The organism is Streptomyces sp. PCS3-D2, assembly GCF_000612545.2.
Lineage (GTDB): Bacteria > Actinomycetota > Actinomycetes > Streptomycetales > Streptomycetaceae > Streptomyces.
On record NZ_CP097800.1, the window covers coordinates 6,909,607 to 6,925,104 of the forward strand.

Sequence of the window (15,498 nt, forward strand, 5' to 3'; positions counted from 1 at the left end):
ACCGCCGGCGGACCGAGGCGCCTGCCCGATCCGAAGCCGCGGGGACGTACACTCCGCCAGATGAGCAGCAGTGTGACGCGCGAGGCCGCCTCGAACGAGCCCCCGCAGCCCGCCGGCGGACCGGCCGAGCCCAGGACGCCGTCCGTGACGCCCCCCGCCGACGGGTCCGCGCCGGCCATCACGGCCGCACCGCAGCGCCGGGGCGCCGCGCCGGTCCGGGCCGCGCTCGCGGCGCTGTCCGGCGTCCTGCTGTACCTCAGCTTCCCGCCCCGCCCGCTGTGGTGGCTGGCCCCGCTCGCCCTTGCCCTGCTCGCGGGCTGCCTGCACGGGCGCCGCCCGCGGGCCGGCTTCGGACTCGGCACCCTCGCCGGCCTCGGCTACCTGCTGCCGCTCCTCGTCTGGACCGGTGAGGAGGTCGGCCCGGTGCCCTGGCTCGCGCTGGCCTTCCTCGAAGCCCTGTTCATCGGCCTGACCGGTCTGGGCATCGCCCTCGTCGGCCGGCTCCCGGCCTGGCCGGTCTTCGCCGCCGCCGTCTGGGTCGCGGGCGAGGCCCTGCGTGCCCGAGTCCCCTTCGGCGGGTTCCCCTGGGGCAAGCTCGCCTTCGGACAGGCAGACGGCGTCTTCACCCCGCTCGCCGCACTGGGCGGCACACCGCTGCTCTCCTTCGGCGTGGCCCTCTGCGGATTCGGCCTCTACGCGGCCGTGCGCCTCGTCCGGCGCCACCCCGGCCGCACCACCGCCGCGCTGACTGCCCTCACCGTCGCCGCCCCCGTCGCCGCGGCCCTCGCCGCCCGGCCGCTGGTCTCGGACGCCGCCGAGGACGGCTCCGTCGTCGCCGCGGTTATCCAGGGCAACGTGCCCCGCCTCGGTCTCGACTTCAACTCCCAGCGCCGGGCCGTCCTCGACAACCACGTCAAGCGGACCATCCAGCTCGCCGAGGACGTCGAGGCCGGCCGGGTGCCCAGGCCCGACTTCGTGGTCTGGCCCGAGAACTCCTCCGATCTCGACCCCTACGCCGAGCCGGACGCCCACGCCGTCATCGACCGGGCGGTCAAGGCCATCGGCGTGCCCGTGGCCATCGGTGCGGTCGTCGCCCCGGAGACCGGCCCGCTGCGCAACACGATGATCCTCTGGGACCCCGTCGCGGGCCCCACGGAGACCTACGACAAGCGCAAGATCCAGCCCTTCGGCGAGCGCATCCCGATGCGCTCCTTCGTCCGGCTCTTCAGCTCCGACGTGGACCGGGTACGCCGCGACTTCGGCCCCGGCACGGAGCCCGGCGTCTTCGACATGGCCGGCAGCGGCGTGGGCATGGTCACCTGCTTCGAGGCCGCCTTCGACGACGCCGTCCGCTCGACCGTCCGGGACGGTGCCCAGGTGATCGCCGTACCGAGCAACAACGCCACCTTCGGCCGCACGCAGATGACCTACCAGCAGCTCGCCATGGACCGGGTCCGCGCCGTCGAGCACAGCCGCACCGTCCTCGTCCCCGTGACCAGCGGCGTCAGCGCCGTCATCCGCCCGGACGGTCGGATCGTCTCGCAGACGCAGATGTTCACCGCGGACGCGCTCGTCGCCGAGATCCCGCTGCGCTCGACCCGCACTCCGGCCACCGTGCTCGGGCCGCTCCCCGAGTACGCCCTGCTGCTGCTCGCCGCGGGCGGGTTCGGCGCACTCGCCACCCGCCGGATCCGCGCCGGCCGCGCCGCATGAGACGTGGAGAGTCCCCGGCCTCGTAGGGTCGAGGGATGACCACACCTGATTTCATCCGGCGGATCCGCGAGTCCGCCGGGCACCAGCTGCTGCTCCTGCCCGGGGTCACGGCCATCGTCTTCGACGACCGGGGCAGGGTCCTGCTCGGCCGCCGCTCCGACACCGGGCGCTGGTCCGTGGTCGGCGGCATCGCCGAGCCGGGCGAGCAGCCCGCCGAGACCGCCGTGCGCGAGGTGTACGAGGAGACGGCCGTGCGCTGCGTCCCCGAGCGCGTGGTCCTCGTCCAGATGCTCGACCGGATGACCTACCCCAATGGCGACGTCTGCCAGTTCCAGGACATCACCTTCCGCTGCCGTGCCACCGGCGGCGAGGCGCGGGCCAACGACCACGAGTCCCTCGAAGTGGGCTGGTTCGACGTGGACGCGCTGCCCCCGCTGGAGGCCTTCGCGCTGGACCGGATCCACCGGTCCTTGCGCGAGGAGCCCACCTGGTTCGAGGTCCCGGCCGGGACCGCGGACCGGGGCGCGCTGTGATGATCATGACGGTCGCCCCGGGCGGACCCCGCGCGGCTGGCCTGTAGGGTTCCGCTGACCTGGCGGTCTGCAGCGGACCGTCACGCATTCGGGGAGCGGTCGAGGGATGAGCGTGCGAGCAGCGGAGGCGGCAACGGCCGGGATACCGGCGGCGGGCGGGCGCGCGAGCGCCGCGGCACCGCCCGCCGGAACCCCCGGCCCGCGGCTCGCGGCGCTCGACGGGATCAGGGCCCTCGCCGCGCTCTCCGTGCTCTTCTACCACTACGCGGCTCTGGACAGCGCCTGGGGGAAGCCGGCCGCGGACGTCTTCCCGGCTGCGCACGCGCTGGCCGTCTACGGCTGGCTCGGCGTCGAGATCTTCTTCCTGGTCAGCGGTTTCGTCATCTGCATGAGCGCCTGGGGCCGCACCGTGGGCGACTTCGCGGTCTCGCGGGTCTCCCGGCTCTTCCCCGCCTACTGGGCGGCCGTCGTCTTCACCTCACTCGTCCTGTTCACCTGGCCGGAGGTGCGCGGGGTCGGTTCGTTGAGCGACGTGGTGGTGAACCTCTCGATGCTGCAGGGCGGGATCGGGGTCCCCCACGTGGACGACGCGTACTGGACGCTCTTCGTCGAGCTCAAGTTCTACGTGCTGTTCGCCGTCGTCGTCGTGCGCGGGGTGACCTACCGCAACTGTGTCCTCTTCTGCGGGGTCTGGACCTTCGCCGGCGTCGTGGCCCCGGCCGTCGACAACGGCCTGCTGTCCTTCTTCGCGGTGCCGTCCGCGTCCCCCTACTTCATCGCGGGCATCGCCTTCTACCTGATGCGCCGTTTCCGGCCGAACGCCGTCCTGTGGGCCGTGGTCGGCGTGCAGTTCCTCCTGGCCCAGCACCACGTGCACGCCCGCATGATCTCCAGCCTGGGCAGGGACGCCGCCGAGCAGACGCCCGCCTGGCCGGCCCACGTGGTGATCGCCCTGGGATTCGCCGTCATGGCGGCCGTCGCGCTCGGTGGCCTCGACCGTGTCCGGTGGTCCTGGCTCCGGCACGCCGGAGCGGTCACGTACCCGCTGTACTTGATCCACATGATGGCCGGGCTGACCCTCATCCACCACTTCCGCCGCGACGTCGCGCCCGTGCCGCTGGCGATCGGCGTCACGGCCCTCATGGTGGTCCTCGCCTGGCTGGTCCACCGCCTTGTCGAACGCCCGTTGGGCCGACGGTTGCGGGACGGCCTGCGGCGCGGGTTGCAGGACATCCGCCGCGGGACCCCGCGCCGTGCCGGGCTCGGCCGGATTCCCGCCCAGCCCTGCGCACCCGGAGCGGAACGCGTCCCGGCCTGCCGTTCCTGACGCACCTCCGGCACGATCCCGCGGCCGGTACCGCCCTCAGCCGTGGACCGCGGCCTCCCGGTACAGCGCCACCGCCTGGTCGCCCATCACCGCGCTGTAGGAGATCTCCGGTACGGTCCCGCCGGCCTCGTGGCCCCCCAGCACCCCGGCCAGGGCACCGTCCACCAGCCAGGGGCTGCCGCTGGTGCCGCCGCTGAGGTCGGGGCAGCCGATCCGGCGCTGGGTCGGCGACAGTAGGCCGGTGCTGTTGGCGCAGCGCAGTGGGGCCTCCAGCGTCCGCGGGTATCCGATGACCGTCACCCTGGCCCCGGGGGGCTGCTCGGCCGCGACCGGGAAGCCGCCCACGAGCTCCTCGACGCGGCCCGTCCGCCCGCTGTCCACCGGGGCCACCGTCGCGAAGGCGATGTCGGCGTCCGGGTCCTGCCCGTCGGTCCACTCCGGTGCCACGTACACGCCGGTGAGTCGCCACAGACCGTACGGCGCCCTTCCGTCCCGGTAGCCCGGCGCGAAGACGGTCGTGGACGGGCTCTCCAGGCAGTGCGCGGCGGTGGCGATCACATCGCGGTCCTCGCTGCGCACCACGGCCGCGGTGCAGAAGTGGCCGCCGTCCAACCCGTCCGCGAACAGCGCGCCCACCCGGTCGGCCTCGGCGCCGGACGGAGCCCACGCGGTGACGCCCAGCGGGGGTCCGGCCATGGTGCCGGGCAGGTCCACGCCGAGCAGCGCGGCCATCGCGGTCAGTGCGAGCAGGATCCGTGATGCCCGCCGCGCACGGGAGCGCCGGGCCGTTCGGGGGAGCGCTTCGTGGATCATGCATGCCACCCTGCCCGCCGAACCTATGACCGGAGGGCGGAGTTCCGTATGAATTCGCTGTGAATCCTGTGAAGCTGTTGTGAAGGCCGGCCCATGCTGGGACGAGGCCGTCCCGAACGGGACAGTGCCGGACGAGCCGCGCGGGCGGGATCAGCCCCGGCGCTCGTACACCGTCACGCGGCGCCCCCGCACCTGCCGGTCCTCCACTGCCGTGAACCGCTCGCGCAGCACCGCGGCCTTCGCCTTGTCCCGTGCCGCCGACGGAGCCTTCGCGACCTTCGCCGAGTCCGTCACCAGCAGCACCCGCCGCTGCTCCAGCAGCGCCCCACGGATCCGCTCCGGCTGGGCCTCCTCGCCCTTGAGGGTGGCCGAGTCCACCGGGCTCTCGGCCAGCGCCAGGTCGGTCAGGCCCGAGAAGGCGTCCGGGGCGACCAGCGCCGTGTCCCGCCGCGCGGCCGGCACGAACAGCACGGCGTCCCCGTCCCTCTTCAGCCGGGCCACCTCGCCGGCCACCGCCAGCACGTCGTCGACCCGGCTGGCCGGATCCCGCTTGCCCAGCTCCACCGGCAGCAGGGCCAGTACCGAGACGCCGACCACCCCCGGGACCAGCAGGGCCGAGGCCTTCGGGAACCGGGGCGCGCAGGCCCGCACGGCAGCCCCCAGAGCCGCACCGATCAGCAGCGCCAGCCCCACCATGCTGAACAGCACGTAGCGGTCCAGGAACAGCGGCTGGACCAGCGACAGTCCGATCAGCCCGACCTGGGGTACCGCCAGCAGCGGCAGCCCCACCGCCGCCGCCGAGAGCCGGGACCGGTCCGGCCGGTCCGCCCAGGCCCCCAGTGCGCCGATCGCCAGGAGGATCCCCGGGCCGATCAGCATGTGCCAGGTCAGCGGCGGTATCCAGGACACCTGGTCGGACTGGCCCCGGCTGAACAGGATCAGCGGCAGCGCCCCCGCCACCGCCCCGGATCCGTACGCCGCCCAGCGCAGCCACACCCCGCGCCCCGCCCGCACCCACCACAGGGTCGCCGCGTGCGCGGGCAGGACCAACAGCGACAGCCAGTTCAGCAGCGCGCACACCAGCACGACCGCCCCGTACGCAGCCCAGCGCGGCCACGTCCGGCGCCCGATGCGGTCCTCCAGCAGCGACACCAGCAGCAGTGCCGACAGCCCGGCCCCCGCCGCGACCAGTGCGTAGGGCCTGCCCTCCTGGAGGTAGAACTGAACAGCCGGCAGCAGTCCGAGCGCCAGGGCGCCCCCGAGCCCCGCCCAGAAACCCGCCAGGCGCCGCCCGATCACGGCCACGCACACCGCGGCGCACGCGACCGCCAACACGGACGGCAGCCGCAGGGTCGTCGTACTCGCCCCGAACACCTCGAAGAGGCAGTGCATCAAGAGGTAGTAGAGCCCGTGGACGGCGTCGACGTTCCCGAGCATCCGCCAGATCTCCCCCGCCGACCGTCCGGCCACCTGCCAGGTCGCCGCCTCGTCGCGCCACACGCTGTCCTGCCGGGAGAGCCCCCACAGGCCGAGCACCAGGGTCCAGAAGAAGGGGACGAGACAGAGGAGGAGGGGCCCGCGCCGGGCCGCGGGTATGTGGCAATGCATGAAGGTGCTGGATTCCTCGCTCTGGCGTTCGGCGGAAGTCACCAGTCTAGGGACGCCACGGAGGCTCCCCCGACCGCCTGTTGCGCACCGCGGAGCGAGCTCGCCGGCACCGCCCGCCGCCCGCCTCGCGGCAGGGAGCATCAGGCGATGCCCGGCCCGACGTGCACCGGTTCCCGAACGCCGCGCTCGCCGGGCGTCCCCGGACCTCCGCCGCTGCGGCCGACTCCGCCAAACGCGGGACACGTGACGTTATTTCCTGAAAGGATCGAGCCATCGCGGGCTTCGCTTCAAGGGCCCCGCGGACTTCATGAGCGTGCGACACGCATCCTGGCGGACCCGTACCCCGGCCGACCGATCGCACACCCCGGGACATGGTTCACCTCGCGTAGGTGGCGCCAACTGGCAGTGCGGGAACGCATGGGCAGGTGCTGTCCGGCCGGACTCCGGCGGAGAAAGCGAAGAAACGGGAGGAACCATGTCCGAACTGGTGGCGACCGCCGCTGTGATCGCGCCCTTCGTCAGCGCGGCCGCGGCATCCATGGCCCATGCCCTGGTCGATTCCGCACAGACCAGGCTCGCGGACGGCGCGGTCGAGCGGGGGCGGCAGCTCCTGGACAGAGCACTGCACCGCGGCGACGACCAGCTCACCGGCCGTGACAGCGACGCCGTCCGGGCGATCGAGGCCCTCTCCCGGGACGAACGCGAGCTCCTGGAAGGGGCGATCGGCCGGTGGCTGGGAGACGGCACCGATCTGAGCGCCCGAGCCCTGGAGCGGCAGATCAGCGAGGCCGGCCCCGCGGCCAAGCGGTTCCACGTCGCCACCTACGGGAACAACTCGCCGGCGATCGGCGAGGCGGCCGAGGTCACCTTCACCTTCAACACCGCGCCGGACCCGGGCAGCGCCGGAAAGTGAGCGGCAACCCGGCGGGACGGCACAGCGCTCAGACCCGAGGAGACAACTCACCGGCGATCGGCTTCGTCGGCAAGCTGTTCCTCAGCGTCCTCGTCGGTGACGTCGTCGAGTTCGCCGACCGGGCGAAGCGCTGGGGCGGCTGGAACTGGCCGCCGTTCCTGCTCGTCGTCATGCTCGACGGCTACGCCCTGATCAGCGCCCCCGCCGGTCCACCGCACCAGTTCCTCTCCGTGTATCTCGCGATCGCCGGTTCGCTCGTCCTGGCGCTCGCCCGGCTGGCCCACCCCAGGAGCGACAGTCCGGCCCGGCACTGGCGCGTGCTCATCTCGGCCGCCGCCGTGATGCTCGCGGTCGCCGCCACGGTCGGCATGGACCACCTCTCCGATCACGGCGAGAAGGACGTCACCGGCCGCACCAGTCTGACACCGCCCGGCGAGGTCACGCCGGGCTCCGAACTGACGCTCGTCGTCGCGGGCCCCACCGACCGCGCCCACCTGCGGCTGAAACTCACGATCTCCGACGCCCATCCGGATCGGGGGTTCTGCGATCCGGAGACCCACTACGCCGCTCAGCTCCGTGACCGTGCCGCCACCCGGGTCAAGGAGATGCGCAGCGGCCGGACGGCCGACTTCCCGCTGGGTGGTCTCCAAGGCCGGATCGAAGTGCAGATCACCCTGTGGGCCGAAGAGGGGTGCCGGATGAACGTGTCCGTCGCCGAAGCCGTCCTGCACGACTGAGAGGATCCCGTGCCCGCCACGTCCCCGAAGCCACCCCCGTCCCTCCGGCAGCCCGGCCGGATCGGCAGGTCGGCCGCCGTCCTGGCCCTGCTGCTGAGCCTCGCCTCGTGCTCCTCCGAGGAACCCGAACCGGAATTCCTCGGCATGCCGCGCATCACGGTCGCCACACACAACGACCTGCCAGGCATGTCGTACTCCGAGAACTACGACCGCTCCGGACTGGACTTCCTCGTCTTCCAGCACGTCAAGGAGGAACTCCACCCCGTCCCCTTCACCGATCCCTTGGACGTCGCCTCGGGTGGCAGGGTCACCCAACTCCGTGAGGAAAGGGCCGACATGGTCATCGCCTCGTTCTCCATCACGGCGGAGCGGATGAAGCTGATCGATTTCGTCGGGCCCTATCTCAAGACCAGGCAGGGGTTTCTCGTCGGTCCTGACAGTGCCCACGTACAACACCTCTCCGATCTCAGCGGCATGAGGATCTGCACCTGGGAAGGGACCACCTCGAAGGAAGCACTGGACGACATCGAGAACACCGTCCACGCCGAACCGGTCGTCCTCACCGACGCCTCGGACTGCATCGAGCAACTCCTCGCCCACGAGGTACAGGCGGTCTCCACCGATCAGACGATCCTCTACGGCTTCGCCCGGCACTACGAGGACGACGGGCTGCGCGTCGTCCCCGACGCGACCATCGGGACGCCGCAGCACTACGGGATCGGCCTGCCGAAGGGGCACCGGAAGGACTGCCGGAAGCTCAAGGACTGGCTGAAGGAATATGTCGGCACCAGCACCTGGACCCGGGACGTGGAGACCTCCCTGCCCGCTCTCACCGCTGCGGACACGGGCTGGATCAGCAAGCACAAGCCGAGCGAAGCGGAGATCGAAGCACGCACGTGCCGCGACGGCATCAGCCCCTGAGCGGCCGGGCGCGATCGCGTCCTGGCAGCTGCCGGTGGACCGCGCGGGCCCGTTCCCCGGCCCGGGCTCCCACGCGGGGGTCGACCGGCGCGAGAACTCCGAGCCGGTCCTCGACCGCCTGGGCCGCGTCCAGGCACAGGTCCTCCCGGAACGCGCGCCCGACGATCTGCACTCCGCAGGGGAGCCCGTCGGCCGTCCCGGTCGGCACGGCCACACCGGGTACGCCCACGAAGCTGGTCACCGTGCACAGGCGCATTCCCGACGCGACACGGTCCCTGCCTGACCTGTCGCGCGATTCCAGCCCCGGCTCGACCGGCGGCTCGGTGAAGACCGGGCCGAGCAACAGCGGGTACTCGTCGAGGAATTCGGCCCAGGAACGGCGGATGTTCAGCCAGGTGCCCATCAGCTTCATGAGCTCCTCCGCGCTTGCGGGCGGGGTCTGCTCCATCGCCATCGCGATATAGCGGTCCCCGCCCGTGCCGAGCAGTCCGCGCACCACCGGCCAGCTCGGGGCGAACTCGGTCACGGTGATCCGGCCGTACGCCTCCAGCGCCTCCGCCATCCGCGGTACGTCCGGTACCTCGCGCACGTCGTATCCGGCGTTGCGGAGCGCATCGGCCGCGGACGCGACGGCTCCGCGAATCGCGGGGTGGACGCCGTGCCCGCCGGGGTCCGCCACGACCGCGACCTTCACACCTCCGGGGAGCGGTTCGCCGTAGGCGGGCACCGGCACGGCCCGCGGGTCTCGCGGATCGGTCCCGGCCAGCGCCTCGAATGCCAGCCGCAGATCGCCCACGCTCCGGGCCAGTGGGCCGTCGGTCACCAGCATCTGGGACGCCGGGCCCGGGTCGTCCGGGCCGAGAACACGATGGTCGGCGGGAAACCGGCCCGCGGACGGCTTCAGCCCGGCCACACCGCAGAACTGGGCCGGTATGCGCACCGATCCGCCGGAGTCGTTGCCGAGGCCGAGCGCTGCCATGCCCGTGGCGACGGCCACCGCGTCGCCCCCGCTGGAGCCGCCCGGGGTCCGGCTGCTGTCCCACGGGTTGACCGTGTCACCGAACAGCTCGCTGCGCGTGTGCATCCCCGCCAGGATCAGGGTGGGGATGTTGCTGTGCCCGATGGGGATGGCTCCGGCCGCGCGCAGCCGTGCCACCGGGGGTGCGTCGGCCGGCGCCACCGCATGACGGAAGCGCTCCGCGCCGAACGTGGTCGGCACGCCTTCGACGGCTGTGCTCTCCTTCACCGTGAAGGGCACCCCCGCGAGGGGCCCCAGCGCTTCACCGGCGGCTCGTCGGCGGTCCGTCTGTGCCGCGGCCTCACGCGCCCGCTCCGCCAGGAGCTGCGTCACCGCGTTCACCTGAGGGTTGACCTCGGCGATGCGGTGCAGGTGGCTGTCGACCAGTTCCACGGCCGAGACTTCTGCGCTGCGTACGGCCTCCGCCTGCGCGGCGGCCGACATCTTCCACAGGGCGTCCTGCATGGCTGCACCTTCCTCGTCCACGTACCAATGCGTATGCATCGGAACGATATCCCGGGAACCGATGCGCTCGCATCGAATAAACTTCGCCTCGAAGCGGAGCGCGGTTGAATCGAAAGGCGGTCGGACATGCCCAGACAGGTGGACCACGGGAGTCGACGCCGCCTCATCGCCGAGGCGGTGTGCCACCTCGCCGACGAGCGCGGACTGGAGGGCGTGACCCTCCGCGACGTCGCCGCCCGCGCCCAGGTGTCGATGGGCGCGGTGCAGCGGTGCTTCCGCACCAAGGAAGAGATGCTCGTGTTCGCTCTCGGCCACATCGGCGAGCGAATCGGCGAGCGGGTACGGGCGCGCCTCCTCGGGAGCCCGGCCCAGTCGGCCGGCACCGCCCTGGGCCACGCGGCCACCGAGCTCTCACTGCTCCGGGAAGAGCACCGGGCCGAGGCCAGGGTCTGGCTCGCCTTCGTCGCCCAGGCGGCTGTCAGCGAGTCGCTGGCCGGGATATTGAAGGCGAACTACGCAACCCTGCACGAGGCGTTCACCCGCCTGATCTCGGAAGCCGTCGAGGGTTCCGGACGCGCCGACGGCGCCGTGCGCCTCGATCCCCACGTCGAGGCCCGCACCCTCCTCGCCCTCGCGGACGGCCTCACCGCGCACGTCCTCATCGGCCACCTCACCCCGCACGAAGCGCACGACGTCCTCCACGCGCACCTGGCCCGCCTGTGGGAGTAACCGGTCGTCGGCGGACCCTGCATCCGTCCTGTGCTCCCGCCGCCGAGCAGGCGGACACCTACGGCGGCCACGGCAGCGTCGGAGCACCGTCCGGGTCCATGCCGTGCGGACATGGCCTTTTCCCGACCCGTGCCGCGGGCCAACCTCACCAGCGGTGTGGGAGTGTCATTCGACTCGGGGTAGGACGCGCGCGCGGAGTCCGCCGCGGGCCCGGCCCGACGACGCGGGCCGGGACCGCGGCGGGCGCTCTTCGCCCCGGGCCGCCAGCCAGCGCTGGAGCTCCGCGTGCCGGAACTGCCACGAGACGCCGTGGACGCGCAGCACTCCCGCCCGGTGTCCCCAGTCGAGGAACGCCGCGACCTTCCAGGGAAGCAGGCCGCGCCGCTTCATCATCGTCATGGCGATGACGTACCGCAGCCAGCCGATCAGTCCCACGGCGAAGGCCGCGAAGAAGCCCACGGCGGCCCCGAAGGCCGCACCCGACAGGGGCGCGTAGTCGACCAGCCAGAAGACGACCGCGCCCGTCGCCGCTCCCGCCAGCAGTCCCAGAACGTCCCACAGCCAGTAGTAGGCCGGGAAGAAGTTGCCGCTCAGGGTACGGTCCAGTCCGACCTTGGCCTCCATGCCATACCCCAGAACCACCAGGATCACCGACCCGACGACGAGTCCCGCGAGCGGGCCGAAGAGCAGGAACGTGCCCAGGCCAAAGGCCAGGCCGATGGCTCCGCCGATCTCCAGGCCCGACAGGATGCTCAGCGGCAGGCGGGACCGTTTGGGACCCGTGAAGCGTTCACGCAGGCCTCGCGTACGGCGCTTGACCACCGGCACCCACGTCCGCGGCGCCATCCCTGTCGCGGCGGCTGCCACGATGACGACGACGCTGAAGACGGCGGCCGCACACACTCTGCGGCCTGTCGTGCCCGACAGATCGGCCGTCCCGTCGATCAGGCGCCCCGCCGTGGCCACGGCGTTGCCGGGCCCCCCGACGGCAGCCAGCACACAGGCCACGCAGAAGAAGAGCACGATCCCCACGTGCGCCACCGCCTGCACCGCGCGTACCCGCCTCTCGCCCGCGATGACCCACATGCGGCTGAGGGTGAGGTCCTCGGACGTGTGACGGCCGAGGTGCCGGGCCAGCACCGCCAGCCACCGCACGGCCGTCGGCGCGTCCGGCGGACGGGGTTCGGCCACCACGGCGTCCGAGCACGCGGCCGGGACGAAGGCTGCCAGGAGCCGCTCGTGCAGTGCCTCGTCCGCGCCGTCGCCCGTGCGCACCAGGGCGCTGACCAGTTCCGGGACCGGCACCTGGGGGCGAGGCCCTGCGACCGCCTTGACCGCCAGTACGAGCTTCCAGGGGGAGTCCAGGCGGCGGGCCGCGGTGCTTCCCTCATCGAGCCGCAGATCGGCGCGCAGCGCCTCCCACTCCTCGCCGGCCGGGTAGCCCGGGATCCCGTCGGTCAGTGCGCCCACGATCTCCGGAACGGACAGTCGCTGCATCTCCACCACGCATGCCGAGGACGGACCGGGCCGCAACTCATCGTCCCCCGTACCGAGCATAGTGACAACCACGGGGGCGGGTCGGCCGCTGGCGGCTGTCAGATAGCGGTCGATGGCCGCCACGAGGTATCCCGCAGGCCCGTCCGCCTCGGCCTCGCGGGGTGTGTGCACCTCGTCCAGTCCGTCGAGGACCGGAAGGAGCCAACGCCCCTCGACCAGCTCCCTCGCGGTCTGTGCGTCGTCGCACAGCTTCTGCCCGAGTAACTGGCCGACGAGCCAACCCTCGAAGTGCCGTACGAGACGGTCGTAGCCGGCCTGCGAGCCGTCGGGCCTGGACTCGACGGGTGGGGTACGCCAGTTGACGAGGGTCAGCAGCACGGGCACCGGCTCGTCCTTCGCACGGCTCTCGAGGAGTTCGGTCGCGAGGTGTACGGCGAGCACGGTCTTCCCCGACCCGGCGGGCCCCCGGACGACGAGGCGGCCGTCCGGGATCGCGTCGTAGAAGTGCCGCACGGTCGCGTACGCCGCCCGGTTGGGGACACCCGCGCGCACGTCCACGGTGGTGTAGCCGACGTTGATGGCGTGCAGTCCCGCATGGGCCCCGATGCCGGATTTGGACAGCGCGAACCGTCCGACGTGGCGGGTGGACCTCTCGTGCAGGCGGCCGAGCGCATCCTGCAAATGGGCGGGGGCGACGGGCAGCACCCGGCGTTCCCGGAGCAGTGCGCTGCCGAGATCCCGTTCGGAGCCCGCGAAGCTGCGGTTGCGGATGCTCACGGGCGTCTGCGTGATGTCCGTGGCCCGAGCGGGGTCGGAGAAGTACCCGTCGACCCGCCGGGTGAGTTCCTCCACGTCCGGCGGGAGAATGCGCGGGCGGGAGCGGAGATGGCGGAGCACCTGCTGGGCGAACTCGGTCGTGCCGCCCCCAGAGTCGTTGATGGCTCCCTGCCCGTCGCGGCTGGCGAACAGGACGTACTGGTCCACCTCCTTGTCGGACAGCTCGCCCTGCGGGAAGAGCCGGGGCACCGGTTCCCGTTCCCGCCGCTTCAAGTACCAGCCGCAGGTGTCGACGATGAAGATCTGCCGGGTCAGTTCGAGGTGGTCCTCGTCCTCGCAGGCCAGGTAACGGCGCAGGTCGTCGAAGAGCATGCTCTGCGGGTCGCGCTCGGTCGACTCGGAGAGGACGAGGTGGCGCTTCATGGTCGAGGGCGCGATCACACCGTGGCCGCCCCAGTACGTGAAAAGCAGCCGGTGGGCCCGGTCGAGTCCGGTGAACGTCTTCCGCACGAGGTCGGCGGTGGCCGGAACGACGGACAGGCCCAGGCCGGCTGCCCGTGCGGCTGCCTCCGAGGCGAAGTCGCGGGTCGGGGCGAGCAGCAGGGTGATGTTCTCCGCGGGGACGCCACAAGCCCGCAGCCACTCCGCGAAGCACAGCGCGTCCCGGGCCGGCCCGGGAAGTTCGCCGTACGCGTCACCGTCCGCGTAGACCTCGATGCCGACAAGAGCGGCCGCGACCCCTGCGGGATCCACCGGCCCCCCGTTCAACCGATCCATGCGGTGACCGCCTCCCACATCGCATCGTTGTCCCAGTAGGCGCTGTGCGACTCGACGAACGGCTGCTCGTTGTCGACCTGCAGGTCCTGAACCCGCCTCCCGAACACCGGCTGGGCGGGATACGAGAGGAAGTCCCTGCGGTCGAACACGTTCAGCCAGCGCTCGGGGAAATGCGCGGGAAATTCCACCTCCCGTACGAACGGCAGGCAGGCGAGGGCATCGAGCTCGTAGAGGTGCGAGGCCTGGCTCCCCACGGTGACGAGCTGGTCGACCTTCGCCGTTCCCTCCGTCGCCGCCGCATTGGCGAGCAGCTCCACGCAGGCGATGCCGCCGAGGCTGTGCCCGATCAGCGTGACCGCGTCGCCGGGGGCCGAGGCCACCACCGCGGCTATCTCCTCGCGCATGCCCCTGCCGTGCACCTGGTAGCGGAGGATGTCTCCGGTGAGAGGGGCCGCCCCGTCGCTCATGGCACCGCGGTGCTGCCGGCCGTACCACGTCGCGATCGGCGCGGCGAGGGAAACGGCGACCCTTCTGAAGGGCTTCTCGGCACCCCGGTCCTGGGCGGAAAGATCCCCGACCACATGCGAGTGCAAGGTGTCGCGGACCTGTCCGACCGGAGTCGTCCTTCCGTCGCGCTCGGCGGCCGCGAGAGTGTGAGCGACCAACGCGATGGCGACCGCCGCCCGGTGCTGGACACCGGACCGGTCGACGGTCTTGGCGGCCCAACGGAGTTCCGCAGTGCGGCGCAGGTCCTCGAGGGCCAGTTCGAAGTAGGAGTCGAGTCCGGCGTCGCGAAGGGCGGCGGCCGTCCGGGGCCTCGGCCGGTAGCCGTTGACCGTGGCCAGGAAGGCCCGTTCGTCGCGAGCGGTGGCGTCGGGGGCGAGACGCAGGAGCCGCAGGTCGTACCAGGGGTCCAGGTAGAGGACGGCCCAGTGGCCCAGTCGCGCGTCCTCGGCGCTCTCCTTCTCGCCTCCGTGCGTGCGGTGGTAGTCGGGAATCGACAGCCCGCCGAGATTCAGGCGCACTCCGTGCGTGTCGCCCCAGTACACGCCTCGGACGTCCAAGTCGGGAGCCCTGACCTGTAATTTGCCTCTGATCCTCGTCAGGGTTTCGGAGAACTTCTTCGCGCGCACTCCCGTGCCGTGTACGAAGACCACGGATCGGTACACCCCGCCACCTCTGTCCTTGGGGCCAAGCCGGGACACGATGAGAGCCCGATCCCCCCGGGGTCCGGGCATGGCCGGCTTCGAGGAGCCATTTCTTAGCACACCCCGTGCCCCGGCACACAAAGCCCGAGGTACCGGCACCCGAGGTACCGGCACCTTGCGGGACAGCGCCGTCCACCCGGCCGTCGCCGGCGGGATCGTGCAGGGGATCCCACCGCTGCGGCGCACCGCGCAACGATGTTCCGCCGGATCAGCGCTGCTGGACCCACCGGGTGATCCACCGATCGCGGAGGCACCGACAGGCGCTCGCTGCTCCGCGGACGATGCCGTGTGCGGCCGTGCGGGTCAGCGACCGCAGTGTTCGACGGTGCTGGGCGAGGCTGCGATGCACCCGCCGCTGCTCATGCTCCCCTGTGGTGAACATCCTCATGGCCCTCTCCCTCGTGCCTTTCCTGTCCGACACCGGCAAGAGAGCCTGGAGCGGCTGTGGTTCAGTGCGTGCGC

General features: G+C 72.1%; 12 protein-coding genes. 7 read left to right on the plus strand and 5 right to left on the minus strand.

Annotated features, from left to right (window positions below):
* Positions 1-60: 60 nt before the first annotated feature.
* The 3 genes from lnt (at position 61) to AW27_RS30970 (ending at position 3,573) form a co-directional block, all read left to right on the plus strand.
* Entirely contained in the window at positions 61-1,713 is a 1,653-nt protein-coding gene (lnt, locus tag AW27_RS30960) for an apolipoprotein N-acyltransferase (RefSeq protein WP_037921826.1), read from the plus strand.
* 35 nt (positions 1,714-1,748) lie between these two features.
* Positions 1,749-2,246, plus strand: coding sequence for an NUDIX hydrolase (locus AW27_RS30965; RefSeq protein ID WP_037921828.1), 498 nt, complete (start codon positions 1,749-1,751; stop codon positions 2,244-2,246).
* Positions 2,247-2,352: 106 nt separating this feature from the next.
* Positions 2,353-3,573, plus strand: coding sequence for an acyltransferase family protein (locus tag AW27_RS30970; RefSeq protein ID WP_078556463.1), 1,221 nt, complete (start codon positions 2,353-2,355; stop codon positions 3,571-3,573).
* A 36-nt stretch (positions 3,574-3,609) separates the two neighbouring features.
* On the opposite strand, the gene AW27_RS30975 is transcribed toward AW27_RS30970, so the two are convergent.
* Both AW27_RS30975 and AW27_RS30980 read right to left on the minus strand, forming a co-directional pair.
* A complete protein-coding gene (locus AW27_RS30975; RefSeq protein ID WP_037921831.1) occupies positions 3,610-4,386 on the minus strand; it encodes a trypsin-like serine peptidase in 777 nt (258 codons plus the stop codon).
* A gap of 150 nt (positions 4,387-4,536) precedes the next feature.
* Positions 4,537-5,994, minus strand: a complete 1,458-nt coding sequence (locus AW27_RS30980) for a glycosyltransferase family 39 protein (protein ID WP_037922831.1) — start codon at positions 5,992-5,994, stop codon at positions 4,537-4,539.
* 475 nt (positions 5,995-6,469) lie between these two features.
* Between AW27_RS30980 and AW27_RS30985 the strand changes: the two genes are divergently transcribed.
* The 3 genes from AW27_RS30985 to AW27_RS30995 are packed head-to-tail and all read left to right on the plus strand — an operon-like array spanning position 6,470 to position 8,565.
* The gene (locus tag AW27_RS30985) at positions 6,470-6,907 is read left to right on the plus strand and encodes a hypothetical protein (RefSeq protein ID WP_037921833.1); all 438 of its coding nucleotides are present in this window, start codon (positions 6,470-6,472) and stop codon (positions 6,905-6,907) included.
* Positions 6,904-7,644 carry a hypothetical protein gene (locus AW27_RS30990; RefSeq protein WP_037921835.1) on the plus strand — a complete coding sequence of 247 codons (741 nt, stop codon included), beginning with the start codon at positions 6,904-6,906 and terminating at the stop codon, positions 7,642-7,644. The genes AW27_RS30985 and AW27_RS30990 overlap by 4 nt, the downstream gene beginning before the upstream one ends.
* Positions 7,645-7,653: 9 nt before the next feature.
* On the plus strand, positions 7,654-8,565 hold the full coding sequence (locus AW27_RS30995) for a transporter substrate-binding domain-containing protein (protein WP_052030592.1): 912 nt from the start codon (positions 7,654-7,656) through the stop codon (positions 8,563-8,565).
* On the opposite strand, the gene AW27_RS31000 is transcribed toward AW27_RS30995, so the two are convergent.
* Positions 8,555-10,048, minus strand: a complete 1,494-nt coding sequence (locus AW27_RS31000) for an amidase (protein WP_078556465.1) — start codon at positions 10,046-10,048, stop codon at positions 8,555-8,557. The genes AW27_RS30995 and AW27_RS31000 overlap by 11 nt on opposite strands.
* A 126-nt stretch (positions 10,049-10,174) precedes the next feature.
* On the opposite strand from AW27_RS31000, the gene AW27_RS31005 reads away from it, so the two are divergent.
* Positions 10,175-10,777, plus strand: a complete 603-nt coding sequence (locus tag AW27_RS31005; protein WP_037921838.1) for a TetR/AcrR family transcriptional regulator — start codon at positions 10,175-10,177, stop codon at positions 10,775-10,777.
* 165 nt (positions 10,778-10,942) lie between these two features.
* Here AW27_RS31005 and AW27_RS31010 read toward each other — a convergent pair whose 3' ends face one another.
* Positions 10,943-13,828 carry an NACHT domain-containing protein gene (locus AW27_RS31010; RefSeq protein ID WP_157840241.1) on the minus strand — a complete coding sequence of 962 codons (2,886 nt, stop codon included), beginning with the start codon at positions 13,826-13,828 and terminating at the stop codon, positions 10,943-10,945.
* Complete coding sequence (locus tag AW27_RS31015) at positions 13,816-14,892, minus strand: lipase family protein (protein ID WP_052030595.1); 1,077 nt, start codon at positions 14,890-14,892, stop codon at positions 13,816-13,818. Before AW27_RS31015 ends, AW27_RS31010 begins: the two co-directional genes overlap by 13 nt.
* Positions 14,893-15,498 lie beyond the last annotated feature (606 nt).

What these genes read in the sequence shown, in the direction of transcription:
- lnt (WP_037921826.1), top strand. Translation starts at nt 61, where the DNA reads ATGAGCAGCAGTGTGACGCGCGAGGCCGCCTCGAACGAGCCCCCGCAG.
- AW27_RS30965 (WP_037921828.1), top strand. Translation starts at nt 1,749, where the DNA reads ATGACCACACCTGATTTCATCCGGCGGATCCGCGAGTCCGCCGGGCAC.
- AW27_RS30970 (WP_078556463.1), top strand. Translation starts at nt 2,353, where the DNA reads ATGAGCGTGCGAGCAGCGGAGGCGGCAACGGCCGGGATACCGGCGGCG.
- AW27_RS30975 (WP_037921831.1), bottom strand. Translation starts at nt 4,386, where the DNA reads ATGATCCACGAAGCGCTCCCCCGAACGGCCCGGCGCTCCCGTGCGCGG.
- AW27_RS30980 (WP_037922831.1), bottom strand. Translation starts at nt 5,994, where the DNA reads ATGCATTGCCACATACCCGCGGCCCGGCGCGGGCCCCTCCTCCTCTGT.
- AW27_RS30985 (WP_037921833.1), top strand. Translation starts at nt 6,470, where the DNA reads ATGTCCGAACTGGTGGCGACCGCCGCTGTGATCGCGCCCTTCGTCAGC.
- AW27_RS31000 (WP_078556465.1), bottom strand. Translation starts at nt 10,048, where the DNA reads ATGCAGGACGCCCTGTGGAAGATGTCGGCCGCCGCGCAGGCGGAGGCC.
- AW27_RS31005 (WP_037921838.1), top strand. Translation starts at nt 10,175, where the DNA reads ATGCCCAGACAGGTGGACCACGGGAGTCGACGCCGCCTCATCGCCGAG.
- AW27_RS31010 (WP_157840241.1), bottom strand. Translation starts at nt 13,828, where the DNA reads ATGGATCGGTTGAACGGGGGGCCGGTGGATCCCGCAGGGGTCGCGGCC.